This is a genomic window from Streptomyces sp. CRN 30 (genome assembly GCF_034105845.1).
On sequence record NZ_JAVRHI010000506.1, the window covers coordinates 17648 to 32782 of the forward strand.

The 15135-nt window shown below is 70.5% G+C and carries 15 protein-coding genes and 2 pseudogenes; 6 read left to right on the forward strand and 11 right to left on the reverse strand.

The annotated features are described in order from the left end of the window. Positions 1-149: 149 nt before the first annotated feature. Entirely contained in the window at positions 150-1949 is a 1800-nt protein-coding gene (gene leuA, locus UW392_RS57460) for a 2-isopropylmalate synthase (protein WP_320783464.1), read from the reverse strand. Positions 1950-2137: 188 nt separating this feature from the next. On the opposite strand from leuA, the gene UW392_RS57465 reads away from it, so the two are divergent. Beyond that, on the forward strand, positions 2138-2827 hold the full coding sequence (locus UW392_RS57465; protein ID WP_320783465.1) for a FadR/GntR family transcriptional regulator: 690 nt from the start codon (positions 2138-2140) through the stop codon (positions 2825-2827). A gap of 451 nt (positions 2828-3278) precedes the next feature. On the opposite strand, the gene UW392_RS57470 is transcribed toward UW392_RS57465, so the two are convergent. Continuing rightward, positions 3279-4289, reverse strand: coding sequence for a hypothetical protein (locus UW392_RS57470; protein WP_320783466.1), 1011 nt, complete (start codon positions 4287-4289; stop codon positions 3279-3281). Positions 4290-4419: 130 nt separating this feature from the next. Between UW392_RS57470 and UW392_RS57475 the strand changes: the two genes are divergently transcribed. Together UW392_RS57475 and UW392_RS57480 are read left to right on the forward strand one after the other, a co-directional pair. Then, entirely contained in the window at positions 4420-5082 is a 663-nt protein-coding gene (locus UW392_RS57475) for a TetR/AcrR family transcriptional regulator (protein ID WP_320783467.1), read from the forward strand. A 323-nt stretch (positions 5083-5405) separates the two neighbouring features. After that, on the forward strand, positions 5406-5744 hold the full coding sequence (locus UW392_RS57480; RefSeq protein WP_320783597.1) for a transposase: 339 nt from the start codon (positions 5406-5408) through the stop codon (positions 5742-5744). Here UW392_RS57480 and UW392_RS57485 read toward each other — a convergent pair. From UW392_RS57485 to UW392_RS57495, 3 genes and pseudogenes are all read right to left on the reverse strand, one after another. Next, positions 5708-6634: pseudogene (locus tag UW392_RS57485) on the reverse strand (IS110 family transposase). The gene UW392_RS57480 and the pseudogene UW392_RS57485 sit on opposite strands and share 37 nt — an antisense overlap. Positions 6635-6692: 58 nt before the next feature. After that, positions 6693-7085 carry a VOC family protein gene (locus tag UW392_RS57490; RefSeq protein WP_414497583.1) on the reverse strand — a complete coding sequence of 131 codons (393 nt, stop codon included), beginning with the start codon at positions 7083-7085 and terminating at the stop codon, positions 6693-6695. 184 nt (positions 7086-7269) lie between these two features. Next, positions 7270-7476 (reverse strand): hypothetical protein, encoded by a 207-nt coding sequence (locus tag UW392_RS57495; protein ID WP_320783469.1) that lies wholly within the window; start codon positions 7474-7476, stop codon positions 7270-7272. A gap of 10 nt (positions 7477-7486) precedes the next feature. Here UW392_RS57495 and UW392_RS57500 point away from each other — a divergent pair, with 10 nt between their 5' ends. The 3 genes from UW392_RS57500 to UW392_RS57510 all read left to right on the forward strand — a co-directional run bounded on the left by UW392_RS57500 (position 7487) and on the right by UW392_RS57510 (position 9863). Next, on the forward strand, positions 7487-7774 hold the full coding sequence (locus UW392_RS57500; RefSeq protein WP_320783470.1) for a DDE-type integrase/transposase/recombinase: 288 nt from the start codon (positions 7487-7489) through the stop codon (positions 7772-7774). Positions 7775-7859: 85 nt separating this feature from the next. Beyond that, positions 7860-8897 (forward strand): DMT family transporter, encoded by a 1038-nt coding sequence (locus UW392_RS57505; protein ID WP_320783471.1) that lies wholly within the window; start codon positions 7860-7862, stop codon positions 8895-8897. A gap of 3 nt (positions 8898-8900) precedes the next feature. Further along, the gene (locus tag UW392_RS57510) at positions 8901-9863 is read left to right on the forward strand and encodes a LysR family transcriptional regulator (RefSeq protein ID WP_320783472.1); all 963 of its coding nucleotides are present in this window, start codon (positions 8901-8903) and stop codon (positions 9861-9863) included. A gap of 292 nt (positions 9864-10155) precedes the next feature. Here the strand turns inward: UW392_RS57510 and UW392_RS57515 are convergent, their stop codons facing one another. The 6 genes and pseudogenes from UW392_RS57515 to UW392_RS57540 form a co-directional block, all read right to left on the reverse strand. Continuing rightward, complete coding sequence (locus UW392_RS57515) at positions 10156-10287, reverse strand: hypothetical protein (RefSeq protein ID WP_320783473.1); 132 nt, start codon at positions 10285-10287, stop codon at positions 10156-10158. A gap of 26 nt (positions 10288-10313) precedes the next feature. Beyond that, a pseudogene (locus UW392_RS67210) lies at positions 10314-10539 on the reverse strand (MFS transporter); the annotation flags it as partial. 429 nt (positions 10540-10968) lie between these two features. Next, positions 10969-12339: a C4-dicarboxylate transporter DctA gene (dctA, locus tag UW392_RS57525; RefSeq protein ID WP_320783475.1), complete on the reverse strand. Its 1371-nt coding sequence runs from the start codon at positions 12337-12339 to the stop codon at positions 10969-10971. Positions 12340-12565: 226 nt separating this feature from the next. Beyond that, entirely contained in the window at positions 12566-13624 is a 1059-nt protein-coding gene (locus UW392_RS57530; protein ID WP_320783476.1) for a tartrate dehydrogenase, read from the reverse strand. Positions 13625-13694: 70 nt separating this feature from the next. After that, positions 13695-14585: a LysR family transcriptional regulator gene (locus tag UW392_RS57535; RefSeq protein ID WP_320783477.1), complete on the reverse strand. Its 891-nt coding sequence runs from the start codon at positions 14583-14585 to the stop codon at positions 13695-13697. Between the two features lie 119 nt (positions 14586-14704). Then, positions 14705-15097 (reverse strand): AbfB domain-containing protein, encoded by a 393-nt coding sequence (locus UW392_RS57540; protein ID WP_320783478.1) that lies wholly within the window; start codon positions 15095-15097, stop codon positions 14705-14707. Positions 15098-15135 lie beyond the last annotated feature (38 nt).

The following is a 15135-nucleotide window of genomic DNA, read 5'->3' on the forward strand; positions in this document are numbered from 1 at the left end:
CGCGGGTCGGGCCGCGGATCGACATGGCCGACGTGGGAACGCGGCCGGCGCATGTCGACCCGGCCCGGACGGTCAGGGGCACCTCGTGCTGGACCGGGTTGCGGTCGTGCGGGGCGTCCACGTCCGGTACGGACAGAACCGGGGTGTGCTCAGGAGGGGATACGCCCGGAGCGGTTGACGGCGGCCATGACCGCGTGGACGGAGGCGGTGAGCACCGAGGTGTCCCAGCCCGCGCCCCAGCGGACCGTGTCGTCGACGCGGCACTCGGCGTAGGCGACGGCGGGGCTGTTCGGTCCGGTGGTGGTGGAGTGTTCGGTGTAGCCGAGGATGTCGACGGTGACGCCGATGCCGCTCAGGGCGTCGGCGAAGGCGGACAGGGGGCCGTTGCCGGTGCCCTCGCAGGGGTGGTCGCGGCCGCCGGTGCGCAGGGTGCAGGTGAACCGGTGTTCCCCGGGGGCGGGTTCGGTGGCGTTCCAGGACTCCAGCGTGACCGGGCCGTTCAGGGCCGGGGCGAGGTAGGTGGTGAGGAACAGCTCCCACAGCTCCTTGTGCGACAGTTCCTCGCCGGTGGAGTCGGTGACCTGCTGCACCGTGCGGGAGAAGTCCGGCCGCATCGCCCGGGGCAGGTCCAGGCCGTGGTGGGTGTGCAGGAGGTGGGCGATGCCGCCCTTGCCGGACTGGGAGTTGATCCGGATGACCTCCTCGTAGGTGCGGCCGATGTCACCGGGGTCGATGGGCAGGTACGGCACCGCCCACGGTGCCTCCTCGGCCGGTACGCCCCGCTCGGCGGCCTGCTTGGCGTGGTGGGCGAGGCCCTTGGAGATGGCGTCCTGGTGGGTGCCGGAGAAGGCGGTGTGCACGAGGTCGCCGCCGTAAGGGTGGCGGGGGTGGACCGGCAGCCGGTTGCAGTACTGCACGACCTCGCGCACCGCGTCGATGTCGGAGAAGTCGATCATCGGGTTGACGCCCTGCGCGTACAGATTCAGCGCCAGGGTCACCAGGTCGACGTTGCCGGTGCGTTCACCGTTGCCGAACAGGCAGCCCTCGACGCGCTGCGCGCCCGCGAGGACGGCGAGTTCGGCGCAGGCGACACCGGTCCCGCGGTCGTTGTGCGGGTGGACCGAGAGGATCACCGCGTCGCGGCGGGCCAGGTTGCGGTCCATGTACTCGATCTGGTCCGCGTAGATGTTGGGGGTGGCGATCTCCACGGTCGCCGGCAGGTTGTGGACCACCGGCCGGTCCGGGCTCGCCTCCCACAGGTCGGACAGGCTGTTGCACACCTCCAGTACGAAGTCCGGCTCGGTGAGGTTGAAGACCTCCGGCGAGAACTCGAACCGGATGTCGGCGCGCGGCCGTTCCTCGACGCGGCGCAGCAGGTGCGTGGCCGCCTCGTGGATCAGCGCGCGCACCTGGGCGCGGGAGCGGCCGAGCACCACGTCGCGCCAGGTGGGCGCGGTCGCGGTGTAGAGGTGGACGAGGGTCCGGGGCAGTCCTTCGACGGAGGCGACGGTCCGGTCGATCAGGTCCTGCCGGGCCGCGGTGAACACGGAGACGGTGACGTCGTCGGGGACGGCGCCGCTCTCCGCCAGGTGCCGGACGAAGTCGAAGTCGGTCTGGCTCGCGGAGGGGTAGCCGACCTCGATCTCCTTGAAGCCCATGGTGACCAGGAGGTCGAACATCCGGCGCTTGCGCTCGGTGTCCATCGGCTCGGCCAGTGCCTGGTTGCCGTCGCGCAGGTCGACGGGGACCCACAGCGGCGCCCGTTCCAGCCGGCGCGACGGCCAGGTGCGGTCCGTCAGCGGCAGGGGCACCCGCTCGTGCGCGGACCGGTAACGGTGGTGCGGCATCGCGCTCGGACGCTGGGGGTTCCAGTGCGGCGCGTCCACCGGGACGTCACCGGCGGGGGTGCGCAGGGTCGGGAACACCGCGCTCTGCGGGGCGGAAGTCATCACAGTACGGAACTACTTTCGTTCGGTCGTACGGAGACCGGCGCAGTCCGAAACCCCGCTGCGGGGTGCCGGTCGCGTCAGGCCCCGCAGCGGCGGCCGAGAAGAAGCTCACGCAGCAGCATGCCGGGTACAGTAGTCACACCTCTGCTCCTCAGACAACCTGAAAGGTGCGGGAAGGTGAACCTCCCATGTCGCTAGGCGCTCTACGCCCCTCCCCCTTGGTCGAACAGGCCACCATCCAGCTGCGCGAGCAGATCACCAGCGGCGAGTGGGCCGTGGGGACCAAGCTCCCCGGCGAGACCACCCTGTCCAAGTCCCTCGGTGTGGGACGCTCGACCGTCCGCGAGGCCCTGCGGGCCCTGGCCGGTGCCGGTCTGGTCCGGGCACGCCAGGGTTCGGGTGTGTTCGTCATCGCGACCGCACCCGAGGAGGACTGGTCCACGCAGCTGCGGCAGGCGGCCATCACCGATGTCTACGAGGTACGTATGCTGGTCGAGGTGGAGGCCGCGCAGTTGGCGGCCCGGCGGCGTACCGACGAAGACATCGCGGCTCTGCGCGAGGCGCTGGCCGTACGCCGGACCGCCGGGGACGCCGGCGACGCCGCGTTCGTCGAGGCCGACATCGCTCTGCACGAGGCGGTGGTCGCCGCTGCGCACAACCCCGTGCTCACCGGCCTGTTCACCCAGTTCGTGCCGGTACTCAAGCAACGGCTCCTCGATCTGATCGAGTTGCTCCACTTGCGCTCCGAAGACGCGCATCACGGCGAGGAGGGCCACGCCGCCCTGGTGAACGCGGTGGCGCGAGGGGACGCCGAGGCCGCCGGCGCCGCGCTGCGCGAGGAACTGGAAGGGACGCTCGCCCTGCTGCACTCCCTGTGACCCCGACACCCCTCGCGAACGGCGGGCATGATGGACAACGGTGGGCATGATGGACGCCGGGCCCTGGATACGCCGCTACCCGCTGCCCGTACCTCCCGCCCTCCCCTGGCAGGTCCTGTCCATCCCCCGCTCGGGCGGCTCCGCCGACTCCTGGGAGCCTCTTGCGGCACGGCTGGTCGCCCTCGCATCGACGGCCGGTGTCCGTCCGCTACCCCGGTCGCGCGGAACGTGGACGGGAACCCCCCGCACACCGACGTGCACATCCTCGCGGACCAAGCGGCCGAGGCGATCACCTCGGTCCGCGAGGGCAGCCCCCTGCTCCTGTTCGGCCACGCACTGGGATGGGTGCGGTTCCTGGCTCATACAAGATCCTCGTGAGCGTTGATCACTTGGCTTTCTGACGGGTTCGCGGCGGGTTCGGCGGATGCCGCTGCCGTCTGCTCGGGATCTGTCACTTCCGATACCGCTGCGCCACGGCCGTGAAGGCGGCCTTGGGTTCCCATTCCATGTCGGGGTAGGTCTGCCCCCGGCGTCCTTCGAGGAGTTTGACGATGCCCAGACCGGCCCGGTCCAAGTCGTCCCTGGGGTCGCCGTCCGGGCGGTGCGGGTAGCCGGGCAAGGCGAACAGGAACACGAACGCGCTGTCCACGCCCTCGGTCTCGAAGATCTCCAGCAGTTCGCTCAGATATGCGGCCTGGCCGGCCTCGTCACGCTCGTACACGCCGTTGAGCCGTACCGGGGCTCTGGTCTTCGGGTCGTGCTCGACCACTTCCAGCACCCGTCCGCCGCGGTCTCCCGCGCCGCGGTAGGCCGCGGTGCCGAACCCGGTGACGGCGAGCGGCTTCGGGCCTTGGGCCAGGGTGCGCACCGCGTCCCGGAACCGGTCGGCGACCTCGGCGGAGCGGATCAGTTCGAACGTCACGAAGTCGAAGGGAGTCCAGTCGACCTGCTCGACCTGGATGGATGCGTAGGTGAGCTTGCCCCGGAAGCGCTCGCGGACCGTGGCCGCGGCGTCGCGGAGGAATGCGTTGATGCGCACGCCGAGTTCGCGTATTGCTTCGGCCCGCCGCTCGGGTTGGCTCATCAGTTGCTCGACCCGGTCCTCGGGGCTGTCTCCGGGCAGGAACCCGCGGTTCATCACGCTCAGCTCGACCCCCGCGACGAACACGACCGTGGCCCCCTGCCGGCGGAGCCGTTCCGCTCGCTCGGCGCAGTCGCGGAAGAGCGTGAGGATCTGCTCCGGATCCAGCTCCAGCGGATAGGGCGAGAACCAGACCTCCAGGCCGAGTTCGGCGGCCACGCCGGCGGCCAGCTCCAGTCGGTCCGGGTCGCCGCCGATGATCTGGACCGCGTCGCAGTGCAGGTCGTCGCGGATGATGGCGAGTTCGCGCCGGACCACCGCAGTCTCGAAGTGCTCGCGGGATATCTCGCCGTGCACGACGAATCCGGTGTCGTAGGTCATTCCTCTTGCTCGCATGGTGACGCCTCTCTGCCCGTCTCGGTCTGCCCGTCTCGGCCGGGACCGAGACTGACAGGAATATTGCGTGCACGCAATATTGCGGGCGCGCAGTTCTGTGTGGGAACCTGGCACCGTGACGACACCGACACCACCACCAGGGCTGCGGGAGCGGAAGAAGCAGGCCACGCGCGAGGCGCTGCGCGAGGCGGCCCTGCGCCTGGCCGTGGAGCGCGGACCGGACCAGGTTCGGGTCGAGGACATCGCCGAAGCGGCCGGGGTCTCGCCTCGCACCTACAACAACTACTTCGCCAGCCGCGAGCAGGCGATCGTCTCCGCAGTCACCGCGGACCGGGAGGCGCGGATCGCGGCGGCGGTCGCGGCCCGGCCCGCAGGAGTGCGCCTGGCCGACGCCGTCACCGAGGCGGTGGTCGAGCAGTACACGAACACCGGAGAGCGCGCACGCGAGGTGCTGCTGCTGATCACCACCCGGACCGCGCTGCGCGACGCGTTCCTCGACACCACCGCCGGCATCGAGCACCCTCTCACCGAGGTGATCGCCGAACGCCTGGGTGACGCCGGAGCACACACGGCCCGCGTCCTCGCGGCAAGCGTGACCGCGGCAGTCCGCATCGCGCTGGAAAGCTGGCTTCGGCCGTCCGGGGCCACAGGGGCCGCAGGGCGTTCCGCCGCCGGAGGACTGGTCGTGCCCTCCGGCTCACTGCCCGACCAGCTCCGCGGGGCGCTGGCCCCGCTCACGCCCGCGTTCGACGCCGCCGAGCAACACACCCAGCCGTGAAGTCGGCCCGACCTGGCATCCGCTGAACAGGCAGTAGACGCGGACCATGCCGATGCACCCCGCCGTCATCGTCCTCGTCCGCCGATTCGACGCTGGCAGCGGGACGGCACCCGGGCGAGGATTCACAGCCGGCTCCGAGCCGAGGTGGACGCGAAGGGCCTGATCACCTGGGACGTCAACGTCGACTCCACCGTCTGCCGAGCCCACCGACACGCCGCCGGGGCTGCGGAAAGGGGAATCTCCAGAGAGAGCCGCCCGGCGGCGTCTTCGTCGAGCCGGCCGACCACGGCCTCGGACGGTCCCGAAACGGCCTGACCAGCACGATTCACTTTGCCGTCGAGCAGCGCCAGAAGCCCCTGCCCGTCGTGATCACAGCTGGACAGCGGGGTGACTCACCGCGGTTCGAGCCCATCCTGGGAGCGATCCGGGTGCCCCGGCTCGGTCTCGTCAGACCGCGCAAGCGGCCTGCCCAGGTACGGGCCGACAGAGCCTACGACTCCCGGGCCAACCGCTTCTACCTGCGCAGACGCGGGATCAAGGCCACCGTTCCAGTGCCCGCGAACCGCGTCCGCAACCGGCGGATGCGCGGCGCACTCGGCAGGCGGCCGCCGAAGTCGATGGCCGGTCAAGCCGCCGCTGTGGCCGAGAGACCGACTTGGTAGCACCGTCCGTCGCGGATAAGGGCCCAGAGAACGTTCGTCGCAGGTGAGGATGCTGATCAACGCGGAGGTGCAGAAGACCCTTCGAAGACCGCGGTGGTAGCGCCGTGACCGGTGCGGGTTGCCGTTGACGCTGCCCGAGTCTCGGGGCGTCGGAGCGACGCCGGCCATGCTGGCCAGCCGGTCGGCGAAGCCATAGGCATTTATGTCGCCAGCCGTCGCGGCAAGTCGCTCGTTGAGGGCTGTCACCTCCTTGGTCAGGGCCTCTGCGCCGCGGACTTTGCGGTTGCGCAGCCAGGTCCCCAGTCGTTTGCGGCCAGTCCGGCGCGGGGCGGAGGGCGTCTGGTAGCCGGTCAGCAGGATCAGCGGGCCGGTGTTGCCCAGGTCCAGTGCCCGCTCCAGGGCGGGAAGAATGCCTCTCAGCCGGCCGCGCAGGCGGTTGATCCGACGAGTGCGGTCGGCGTTGATGTCGGCCCGGCTGCCGGTGAGCACGCCCAGTTCGACGGCGGGCTCGTCGTCCGGCCGTAGCGAGGTCAGGCTCCGGCGCATCCGGGCTTGGTCGGCGATGACGGTGGCGTCCTTGGCGTCGGTCTTGCCGGTGCCGCGGTAGCCGGCGGCGGCACGGTTGACCGCGAGGCCGGGTATGTGGACGAGCTGCCGGCCGTGGTTGAGCAGAAGATTGGTCCACAAGGCCGCTATGCCGTCGGCGACGTCGACCGCCGGACCACGTCCTCATCGATGGCCGGGACGTCGGCGAGCAGTACCAGCAGTTCCGGCTCGTCGTTGAGCACCCGTCGGGACAGCAACCGCTCGCCCTCGGCGTCGAGCACCACGGTGTGGTGCGTCTTGCCGATGTCCGTCCCCGCCCCCGCCCCCGCCCAGATCTGGGCCACCTGTTCCCGTCCGACCCACCAACAAGGTGCGACCGCCTGACACGCCTCCCTGGGAGGCTCAGAGAGTCTCGGAGAACGCCGCACTCCTCGTTCGAACGCTGTTGACCAGACAGAAGGGATGCCCGGCCGGGTCGAGAAGGACGCGAAACCTGTCCGCATCCGGCTGATACTCCGGCTTGCTCGCACCCAGTCCCAGCAGCCAGGTCTCGGCTTCGTCGAAGTCCTCGACCTCGAAGTCGATGTGCAACTGCTGGGGGACCTCCTGGCCGGGCCAGCCAGGAGCCCGGTACCCGTCGACCCTCTGGAAGCCGAGGAAGAACCCGTCCTCCCGGCTCAGGCCGGCAAACTCGCCGTCCGACTTCGGGTGCGGCGCAAAGCCGGTGGCTTCCTGGTAGAACGCGGCCAGAACCAGCGGGTCAGCGCAATCGAGCGTGATCGCGCTCAACTTCATCCGCAGGGGCACGACACCTCCATGTCGACCATGACTGACCCACCAGTGCAGTCGATACGGCTCCCGGGCGACGTGCTGTGCCGCTCTCGCACAGTACTACGCGCACATCGCGGCCGGTGCGTCGTTCCGCATCGAAGCAGGTGCCGCTGCCCGGACCGGGAAGGCAGGTCACCGGCGGCTCCGGTCAGTACTCCCTGATGAAACAGTCGGAGACGTAACCCTCGATCCCGGCGCGGTTGTTGTGGACGTACGTCCACTGGTCCTTGACGCTGCCGTCCGGGCAGGGCACCCATTCCGCGTTGGCCTGCCCGCCCATCCAGGTGTACCCGTCGCCGGGGTTGCCGTGCCCCCGGGCGAACGAGGTGGTGCTGTAACTCTCGTGGATCTTCACGCCGGTCGCGGTGCTCCCAGGCGGGAAGTTCCTCGATCTCGCGACCGTGCTGGACTGCTTCAGCCGCAAGGTCGTCGGCCGGTCCATCGCCTACCGCATGCGCACCAGCCTGGTCGCCGGCGCACTGCAGATGACGACCTCGGCCCGCGGCAGCCTGGACGACGCCGTGTTCCGCTCCGATCACGGAGCCCAGTACGGCTCGCGGGCTCTCGCCAGGCTCTGCGACCAGCTCGGCGTGACCCGGCCGATGGGAGCGGTCGGCACCAGATCACCGCAAGCGGCCCCGACGAATGCCTGAGCCCGACCTCGAATAAGCGCGGCTAATTGATTCTGCCGCAAAGACTAAATGGAACTTTTCATTCCGGGCGAGCATGCTGGACCGCATGCAGCCAAGCCTCATGTCCTCACGCGTCCTCGCCCTGACCGGCACCGTCCTCCTGTGGGCCTCGGCCTTCCCGGCCATCCGGGTCGGGGTCGACGGTCTGGGGGTGCAGGCCCTGTCGTTGCTGCGGATCGTGATCGCTTCTGTTGCCCTGCTGCTGGTGGCGCCGTTCGCGAAGGTCCGCAGGCCCCGGTCCCGTGATCTGCCCTTGGTCGCCTTGTGCGGGGCAACCGGTATCACCGCTTACCAGCTCCTGCTCAACTGGGGCGAGGTGAACGTGGCGGCCGGTACGGCGAGCCTGCTGATCGCGACCGTCCCCGCCTTCAGCGTGCTGCTGGGAAGTCTGTTCCTCACAGAGCGGCTGAGCCGCAACATCGTCCTCGGCAGCGTCGTCGCGCTCGCCGGCGCGGCCATCGTCAGCCTGGCCAGGGGCACCGGCGGGTTCACCGTCTCCGCCCTCGTCGTGCTGGCCGCCGCCGTGGTCCAAGGGATCTACCACGTCGCCACCAAGCCCCTGCTGCGTCGTTACACCGGCCTGGAGGTCACCACCTACGCGATGGTCGCCGGCACGGTCTTCGCCCTGCCGCTGGCCCCTGCCACCTGGCACGCGGCCCTGAAGGCGCCGGCCGATGCCTTGGCCTCCGCGCTCTACCTGGGCCTGCTTCCTTCCGCGCTCGGATTCGTCATCTTCGGCTACGCCGTCGCCCGCCTGCCGCTCGCCACCTCCACCGCCGCCCTCTACCTGGTCGCGCCGGTGACCCTGGTCATCGCCTTCGTCTGGCTGGGCGAGGTACCCCACCTCATCGAGCTGCTGGGCGGAGCGGTCAGCGTCGCGGGAGTGATCATGATCAATCGGCGCAGTCCGGCACAACGCCGCAGCGGAGAGCGGGGAGACGGCCCCGGCCGCCCAGCGGCCGACCAGCGCGTGACCACACACGGCGAGAACACCCGCCGCGGTCCGCACCGCATCGTGGAACCCGCCCCCGTCCCCGCCCCCACCCCCGGCCCGGCCCCCGCCCCCGGCCCGACCAAGGAGTAGACCGTGCTCGATGTACGCCGCCTGCGCATCCTCCAGCACCTCGCCGCGTACGGGACCGTCGCGGCCACCGCGGAGGCTCTGCACCTGACCCCGCCGGCGGTCTCCCAGCACCTCGCCGCCCTGCGGAAGGAGGCCGGCACACCGGTGGTGGAGAAGCGGGGACGCACCCTGCGGCTTACCGCGGCCGGGGAACTGCTGGTGGCCCACGCCGAGATCATCCTCGCCGAACTCGCGGCAGCCGAGTCCGGCCTGGCCGCCCTGCAGAGCGGCCGGCGCGGCATCGTACGGATCACCGCCTTCGCCTCCGCCGCCCGCACTCTCGTCGCGCCTCTGTGGCAACGACTGGCCGACAGCGAGCCCGCCCCGCAGCTGTCGCTGCGACTGTCCGTGCAGGAACCCGACCAAGCCCTCGACGAACTGCACAAGAGCTCCACCGACCTCGCCCTGGTCCACAGCTACACCGTGCTGCCACGCACCTTCCCCGCCGCCTACGAGCAGGCCCTGCTCATGGAGGAACCGGTGCTGCTCGCCCTGCATCCCCGCCAGGCCGGCGAGTGGGGTCTGCGGCCCGGCCAGCCGGTGGACCTGTCCCGCGCGGCAGACCTGCCCTGGCTCACCCCAGGCCCGGAGACCTCCTGCTACGAGATGATCCAACGCGCCTGCGGCACGGCCGGCTTCGTCCCGGACATCAGGACCCGCAGTGGCGACTTCAGCGTGCTGGCGGCCCTGGTCGCCGCGGGAGCGGGCACCGCCCTCATCCCCCGCATGGCACTGCCCGACACCACCGACTCCCTCAGCCTCCACCCCCTGCTCCACCCCGTCTCCCGGTCCGTCTTCACCGTCAGCCGTGCGGGGACCCGCAAACGCCCCGACCTGCGACGCGTACTCCAACTGCTCCACGAACCAGCCGCACCCCCGGCACCGGACAACTCGCATGAACGGTCGAGCAGAGCCAACCCGACCTGATCATTTCCACCGGCAGGCGCAAGGTGCGGGCCCCACCGGCGCTTGCCTTCCAGGCCCCTCGCGCAGGCGATGTCCCGTCCGGCGCCGCCGCAGGTCCACGGTCTTTCGGCCCTCCCGCGAGACGGTGGGCCAGGGCCGGACCGGCGATGCCGGCTCCCGCGAGCAGCACGTTCCGGTGTGTCATGACGCTCCCTTCCGTCTTCCTCGTCATCTCCCGCATCGGGCGGCAGCCCCGGTTGCGGTCCATTCGGGCCGGCCCGGCCGCTCGTCGTGCACGCGCCCCGGCCGGGGCTCACACGGTGAGGTGCTTGTCGGCGCCGGAGCCGTCGGGAACCGTCTCGGCGGTGATGCCGTGCTGCTCGTCTTCGAAGCGGCCCTTCTCGGCGGCAGGAAGGTGACCGCCGAGAGAACCACCAGCGGGCACGCCTGAACTATCAGCTCGCGGTGGAAGCCGCCGATTGCGGTTCCCACCGCGAGGGGCAGGTTGCCCGGCCCCGCCTCACCGGCGGCGAAGTGCCGGCCGATCCGGAGGAACAGGTCAGCACGAGCCGGGTGCCGATGAGCCCGCCGAGAACAAGGCGATGCCGTCGAGCCCGACGGTGAGGGCCGGCTCACGCAGCAGGCCCGGGGCGACCAGCGGAGCGCCGCTCACGGCGGCCGTGCGGCGCTGCTGGAGGGGGCCGTGCCAGACGGCGTTGGACTGGCCGTTCGGGCAGGTCACCCGGCGGCGGTCGTGGTTGATGTGGAAGTCGTCCCGGCCGCACCCGTCGCTCCGGCGGTGCCGGCGGGCTGTCGTGGGTGGTGGCCACGCCCGTCGTCACGTTGGGGCTGCCCGGAGCACAGGTCTCGGTCAGATGAGCGGCCAAGCCCTTCCCTCTGCTGATGTGTCCGTGCCGCGCGTAGCGGGCCGAGGCGTCGCGAGGGGAGATGATCGCCCGGGGCGAGACCGGCAGTCCGGGTCCGGGCACGGCAGCACGCTCCCCTCCGGTGGACGCCCGGGGCCCGGCGGTGGTGACCGCCGGGCCCAGAACTGCGTGCGCATCGGGCGCACGCCGCTCCCGGTTCGGCGCGACACTGTTCCGGGAGACGCGTGTGGATGATGTGGTCAGGCTTTCGTCGGCAACTGCGTCGGGAGGTCGGTCTGCCGGCTGGGCTTCTCGTCCGGTCGGGGAGGTTGCTCGCGGGCGTGCAGAATCCTGTTGACCCGCGCGACGTCCAGGGTTTTCTCCCAGCGGGCGACGACCAGGGTCGCGACGCTGTTGCCGGCCAGGTTGGTCAGGGCGCGGCATTCGGACATGAATTTGTCGATACCGAAGATGAGCATGATGCCGGCGGCGGGGACGGTGCCGACGGTGGAGAGCGTGGCGGCCAGGGCGATGAACCCGGCGCCGGTGATGCCGCCGGAGCCCTTGGAGGTGAGGATCATGACGGCCAGGAGACCGAGCTGCTGGCCGATGCTGAGCGGGGTGTCGGTGGCCTGGGCGATGTAGACGGCGGCGAGGGAGAGGTAGATGGAGCTGCCGTCGAGGTTGAAGGAGTACCCGGTGGGGACGGTCAGGCCGACGATGTCGCGTCGGACACCGAGTCCTTCCAGTTTGGCCATCAGGCGCGGCAGGGCGCTCTCGGAGGAGGAGGTTCCCAGGACGAGGATGAACTCTTCTCGCAGGTAGCGCAGCAACCGGAAGATGTTGATCTTCAGGGCTGCCGTGACCGTGCCGAGGACGACGATGACGAAGAACGCGGACGTCCCGTAGAAGAGCCCGATGAGCCGGCCGAGGCTGGTGAGGGTGGATATGCCGTACTCACCGATGGTGTACGCCATGGCGCCGAAGGCTCCGACCGGAGCGGCGAGCATGACGTAGTGGAGGATCTTGAAGACGACGGCGCTCAGGCGCTGGACGCCGTCGACGATCGGTTCACCGACGGGGCCGACGGCTTTCAGGGCGATGCCGAAGAGGACCGAGAAGAAGATGACCTGGAGGATGTTTCCTTCGGCGAAGGCGCCGACCGCGCTGGTGGGGACGAGGTCGGTGAGGAAGTGCCACCAGTCCTGGTTCTGTCCCTCCTTCACGTACTGGCTCGCGTCGCCCTCCAGGTGGAGGTCACCGGGGTGGGCGTGGACGCCGGCGCCGGGCTGGAAGAGGTTGACGGCGAGGAGCCCGATGAGCAGGGCCGCCAGGGTGCCGGCCTGGAAGTAGAGCAGGGACTTCAGGCCGACGCGGCCGACCCGGCCGAGACTGTCGACGCTGCCGATGCCGGCCACGATGGTCAGGAAGACGATCGGCGTGATCAGCATCTTGATCGCGGCGACGAAGGTGGTGCCGACCGGTTCGAGGGCGGTGCCGGCCTCAGGCCAGAGCCAGCCGGTGAGAACACCGGTGACGATGGCGGTCAGGACCCAGAAGTACAGCTGCCGGTACCAGGGCTTCTTCGGCGCGTCGGTGAGAGGTGACGCGGGCATTGCGGGTGCTGCCATGTCGTTTCTCCTCGTTGAGGAACGGGGCGCAACCGGGACGCGGGCCGGCTCTCCAGGCGCGGGAAGCGGGAGAACCGGCGGAGAGAGCGCGGCTCGGGAAGGGGAAGGCGGCGAGCGCCTGCGGCCGTGGCGGCGTCGTCCGTGCCGCCACGGCGACTGGTTCACAGAGGGCTGCCCCGTCGTGTCGGGGCGGAGCCGGCCTGGGCAGTGGCGTGGCCGACTGTCCCTAGAGCTGTTCGAGGAGTTGGTCGGTGAACTCCGCGGTGGTCGCGGTGCCGCCGAGGTCGGGGGTGCGGACGTCGGTCTTGGCCAGGACGGCGGCGATCGCGTCGGTGATGTCCTTCGCGGCGGCCGGGTGGCCGAGATGGTCCAGCATCATGGCCGCCGACCAGATCGCGCCCAGCGGGTTGGCGATGCCCTGTCCGGCGATGTCGGGGGCGGAGCCGTGGACCGGCTCGAACATGGAGGGGAACTCCCGCTCCGGGTTGAGGTTGGCGGCCGGGGCGATGCCGATGGAGCCGGCGACTGCGGCGGCCAGGTCGCTGAGGATGTCGCCGAACAGGTTGGAGCCGACGACGACGTCGAAGCGGGCCGGGTCGAGGACGAACTTGGCGGCGAGGGCGTCGATGTGCTCCTGGTCCCAGGTCACGTCAGGGAAGTGCGCGCCGCGTTCGGCGACGAGCTGGTCCCAGAACGGCATGGTGTGCACGATGCCGTTGGACTTCGTCGCGGAGGTCAGGCGGCCCCCGCGCCGGCCGGCCAGGTCGAAGGCGTAGTCCAGGACGCGGGTGACACCGGCCCGGGTGAAGACGGCCTCCTGTACGGCCATCTCGTCGTCGAAGCCCCGGTTGAGCCGGCCGCCGACCTCGCTGTACTCGCCCTCGACGTTCTCGCGGACCACGACGAAGTCGACCTCGCCCGCCACCGCGCCGCGCACGGGGCTGTCGATGCCCTCGAAGACACGGATCGGCCGCAGGTTGACGTACTGGCGGAAGGTGCGGCGGATCGGGATCAGCAGTCCCCACAGCGAGACGTGGTCGGGCACCCCGGGGTAGCCGACCGCGCCCAGCAGGATGGCGTCCTTGTCCCGGAGCTGATCGAGGCCGTCGTCGGGCATCATCGCGCCCTCGCGCAGGTACCGCTCGCACGACCAGTCGTCGTAGGAGGTGTAGTCCAGGGTGAAGCCGTGCCGGCGGCCGAGGACGTCGAGGACCTGCTGGGCGGGAGGCAGAACCTCGGCGCCGATCCCGTCGCCGGGGATCAGGGCGATGCGGTGGTTCGTCATGGGGTCGATTGCAGCAGCGTGCCCGGGGTGGCGTCCAAGACGCAGATCCGACCTGCCTTATAAGCGGTGCCTATCGGTCGGACTCGACGTGCGCCCCGGCCGCTGCCAGGAAAGCCGACGACGCGGGAGACAACAGTCCTCGACGGCTGACCAGACCGACACTCAGAGCGGTGGCCGGTTCGATGTCCAGGACGTGGGCGCCGGCCCGCCGTGCCAGGTCCCGCCAGGACTCCGTGACCACCGCCAGTCCGGCACCGGCCAGGACCAGGGGCAACAGGGACACCCGGTGCTCCGTCTCCGCCGCCACGGAGAACTCCACGCCCTGTTCCCGCAGTGAGTCGGTGTAGGCCCGCATCCCGGTTCCGGGCTGGCCCACGATCAGCCGCCGCCCGGACAGTTCCCCGGAACCGACGCTCCGGCGCCCGGCGAGCGGATCACCTGGCGGGACGAGGAGCACGAAGCGCTGCCGCCCGAGGCCGAACGTATCGACCTCCTTGTCCGGCAACGGCCCGGCGCACGCCAGCAGCCCCAGCTCCACCGCTCCGGTGCGCACCGCCTCGATCACGTCGTGTGCGGTGAAGACCGCCTTCACGACCACCACCACACCGGGGTGGCGGTCGCTGAAGGAGCGGATGAGCGTGGTGAGGGGTTCGATCGCCTGGGACGGCATCGACGCCACGTCCAGCCGCCCGGTGCGCAGTTCGTGGACGGACTCGACGCTCGCCCGTGCGGTCTCCAGGCTGCGGACGGCCTCTCGGGCCGGTCCGATCAGCGCCCGGCCCGCCTCCGTCAGCACGGCGCGCCGGCCGATCCGGTGGAAGAGCTCGGTCCCCAGGTCTCGCTCCAGCGTACGGATCGCCTGGGACAGGGAGGGCTGCGAGACGTACAGGACGGCGGCGGCCCGGTTGAAGCCGCCGGAGTCGACGATGGCCAGGAAGTACCGCAGCCGGAGGATGTCCATCAGTGCCGGCCATCACCTTCTATGGATTCTTTCCTGGGCTTGCCCCCTTGACGGTGCCGGCCAGGTCGCCGCAGCCCGAGGTTGACGCAAGCTGCAAGATATACCGCGCTCGGCGGGCGTCATGACTCGGCCCGAGCGGCCCTGGCCTGGAAAGAGGAGCGCGCCGGGATGTCGTCGTCGGTGGCGGTGTCGATGATGACGGTGCCGTCGCGGTAGCTGATGAAGAGGTAGGGGTAGTTGTGGGCGCGCGGTGTTTTTTTCACCGAGCCGGAGGCCGATCCGGGTCGAGGGCAGAAGGTGGCGTCCTGCCGCAGAAGGGCGCTGCCGTCTGGGGTGGGGGACGGTGGCGTGCTGGCTGTGCGTGTCGGTGTCGGGCTGCCCGTGAGGGAAGGGGACACGGCCGGCGGCGCGGCTGCGGTGTGTGCCGGCGGGCTGGGAGTGGGCTGGGCCGGTTCGGGCCACGCGGTGACGGCTGCGGCTGCGGCTGCGGCGAGCAGGGAAAGACACGCCACCGGAAGTCGTCGAATCAGCAGTCGGCCAACAGTCCGGC

Bases quoted from the DNA above. Each gene is read 5' to 3' on its own strand.
- UW392_RS57505 (WP_320783471.1), top strand. From the start codon at position 7,860: ATGCAGCCAAGCCTCATGTCCTCACGCGTCCTCGCCCTGACCGGCACC.
- UW392_RS57530 (WP_320783476.1), bottom strand. From the start codon at position 13,624: ATGACGAACCACCGCATCGCCCTGATCCCCGGCGACGGGATCGGCGCC.
- UW392_RS57535 (WP_320783477.1), bottom strand. From the start codon at position 14,585: ATGGACATCCTCCGGCTGCGGTACTTCCTGGCCATCGTCGACTCCGGC.
- UW392_RS57490 (WP_414497583.1), bottom strand. From the start codon at position 7,085: ATGAAGTTGAGCGCGATCACGCTCGATTGCGCTGACCCGCTGGTTCTG.
- dctA (WP_320783475.1), bottom strand. From the start codon at position 12,339: ATGGCAGCACCCGCAATGCCCGCGTCACCTCTCACCGACGCGCCGAAG.
- UW392_RS57465 (WP_320783465.1), top strand. From the start codon at position 2,138: ATGTCGCTAGGCGCTCTACGCCCCTCCCCCTTGGTCGAACAGGCCACC.
- UW392_RS57470 (WP_320783466.1), bottom strand. From the start codon at position 4,289: ATGACCTACGACACCGGATTCGTCGTGCACGGCGAGATATCCCGCGAG.
- leuA (WP_320783464.1), bottom strand. From the start codon at position 1,949: ATGACTTCCGCCCCGCAGAGCGCGGTGTTCCCGACCCTGCGCACCCCC.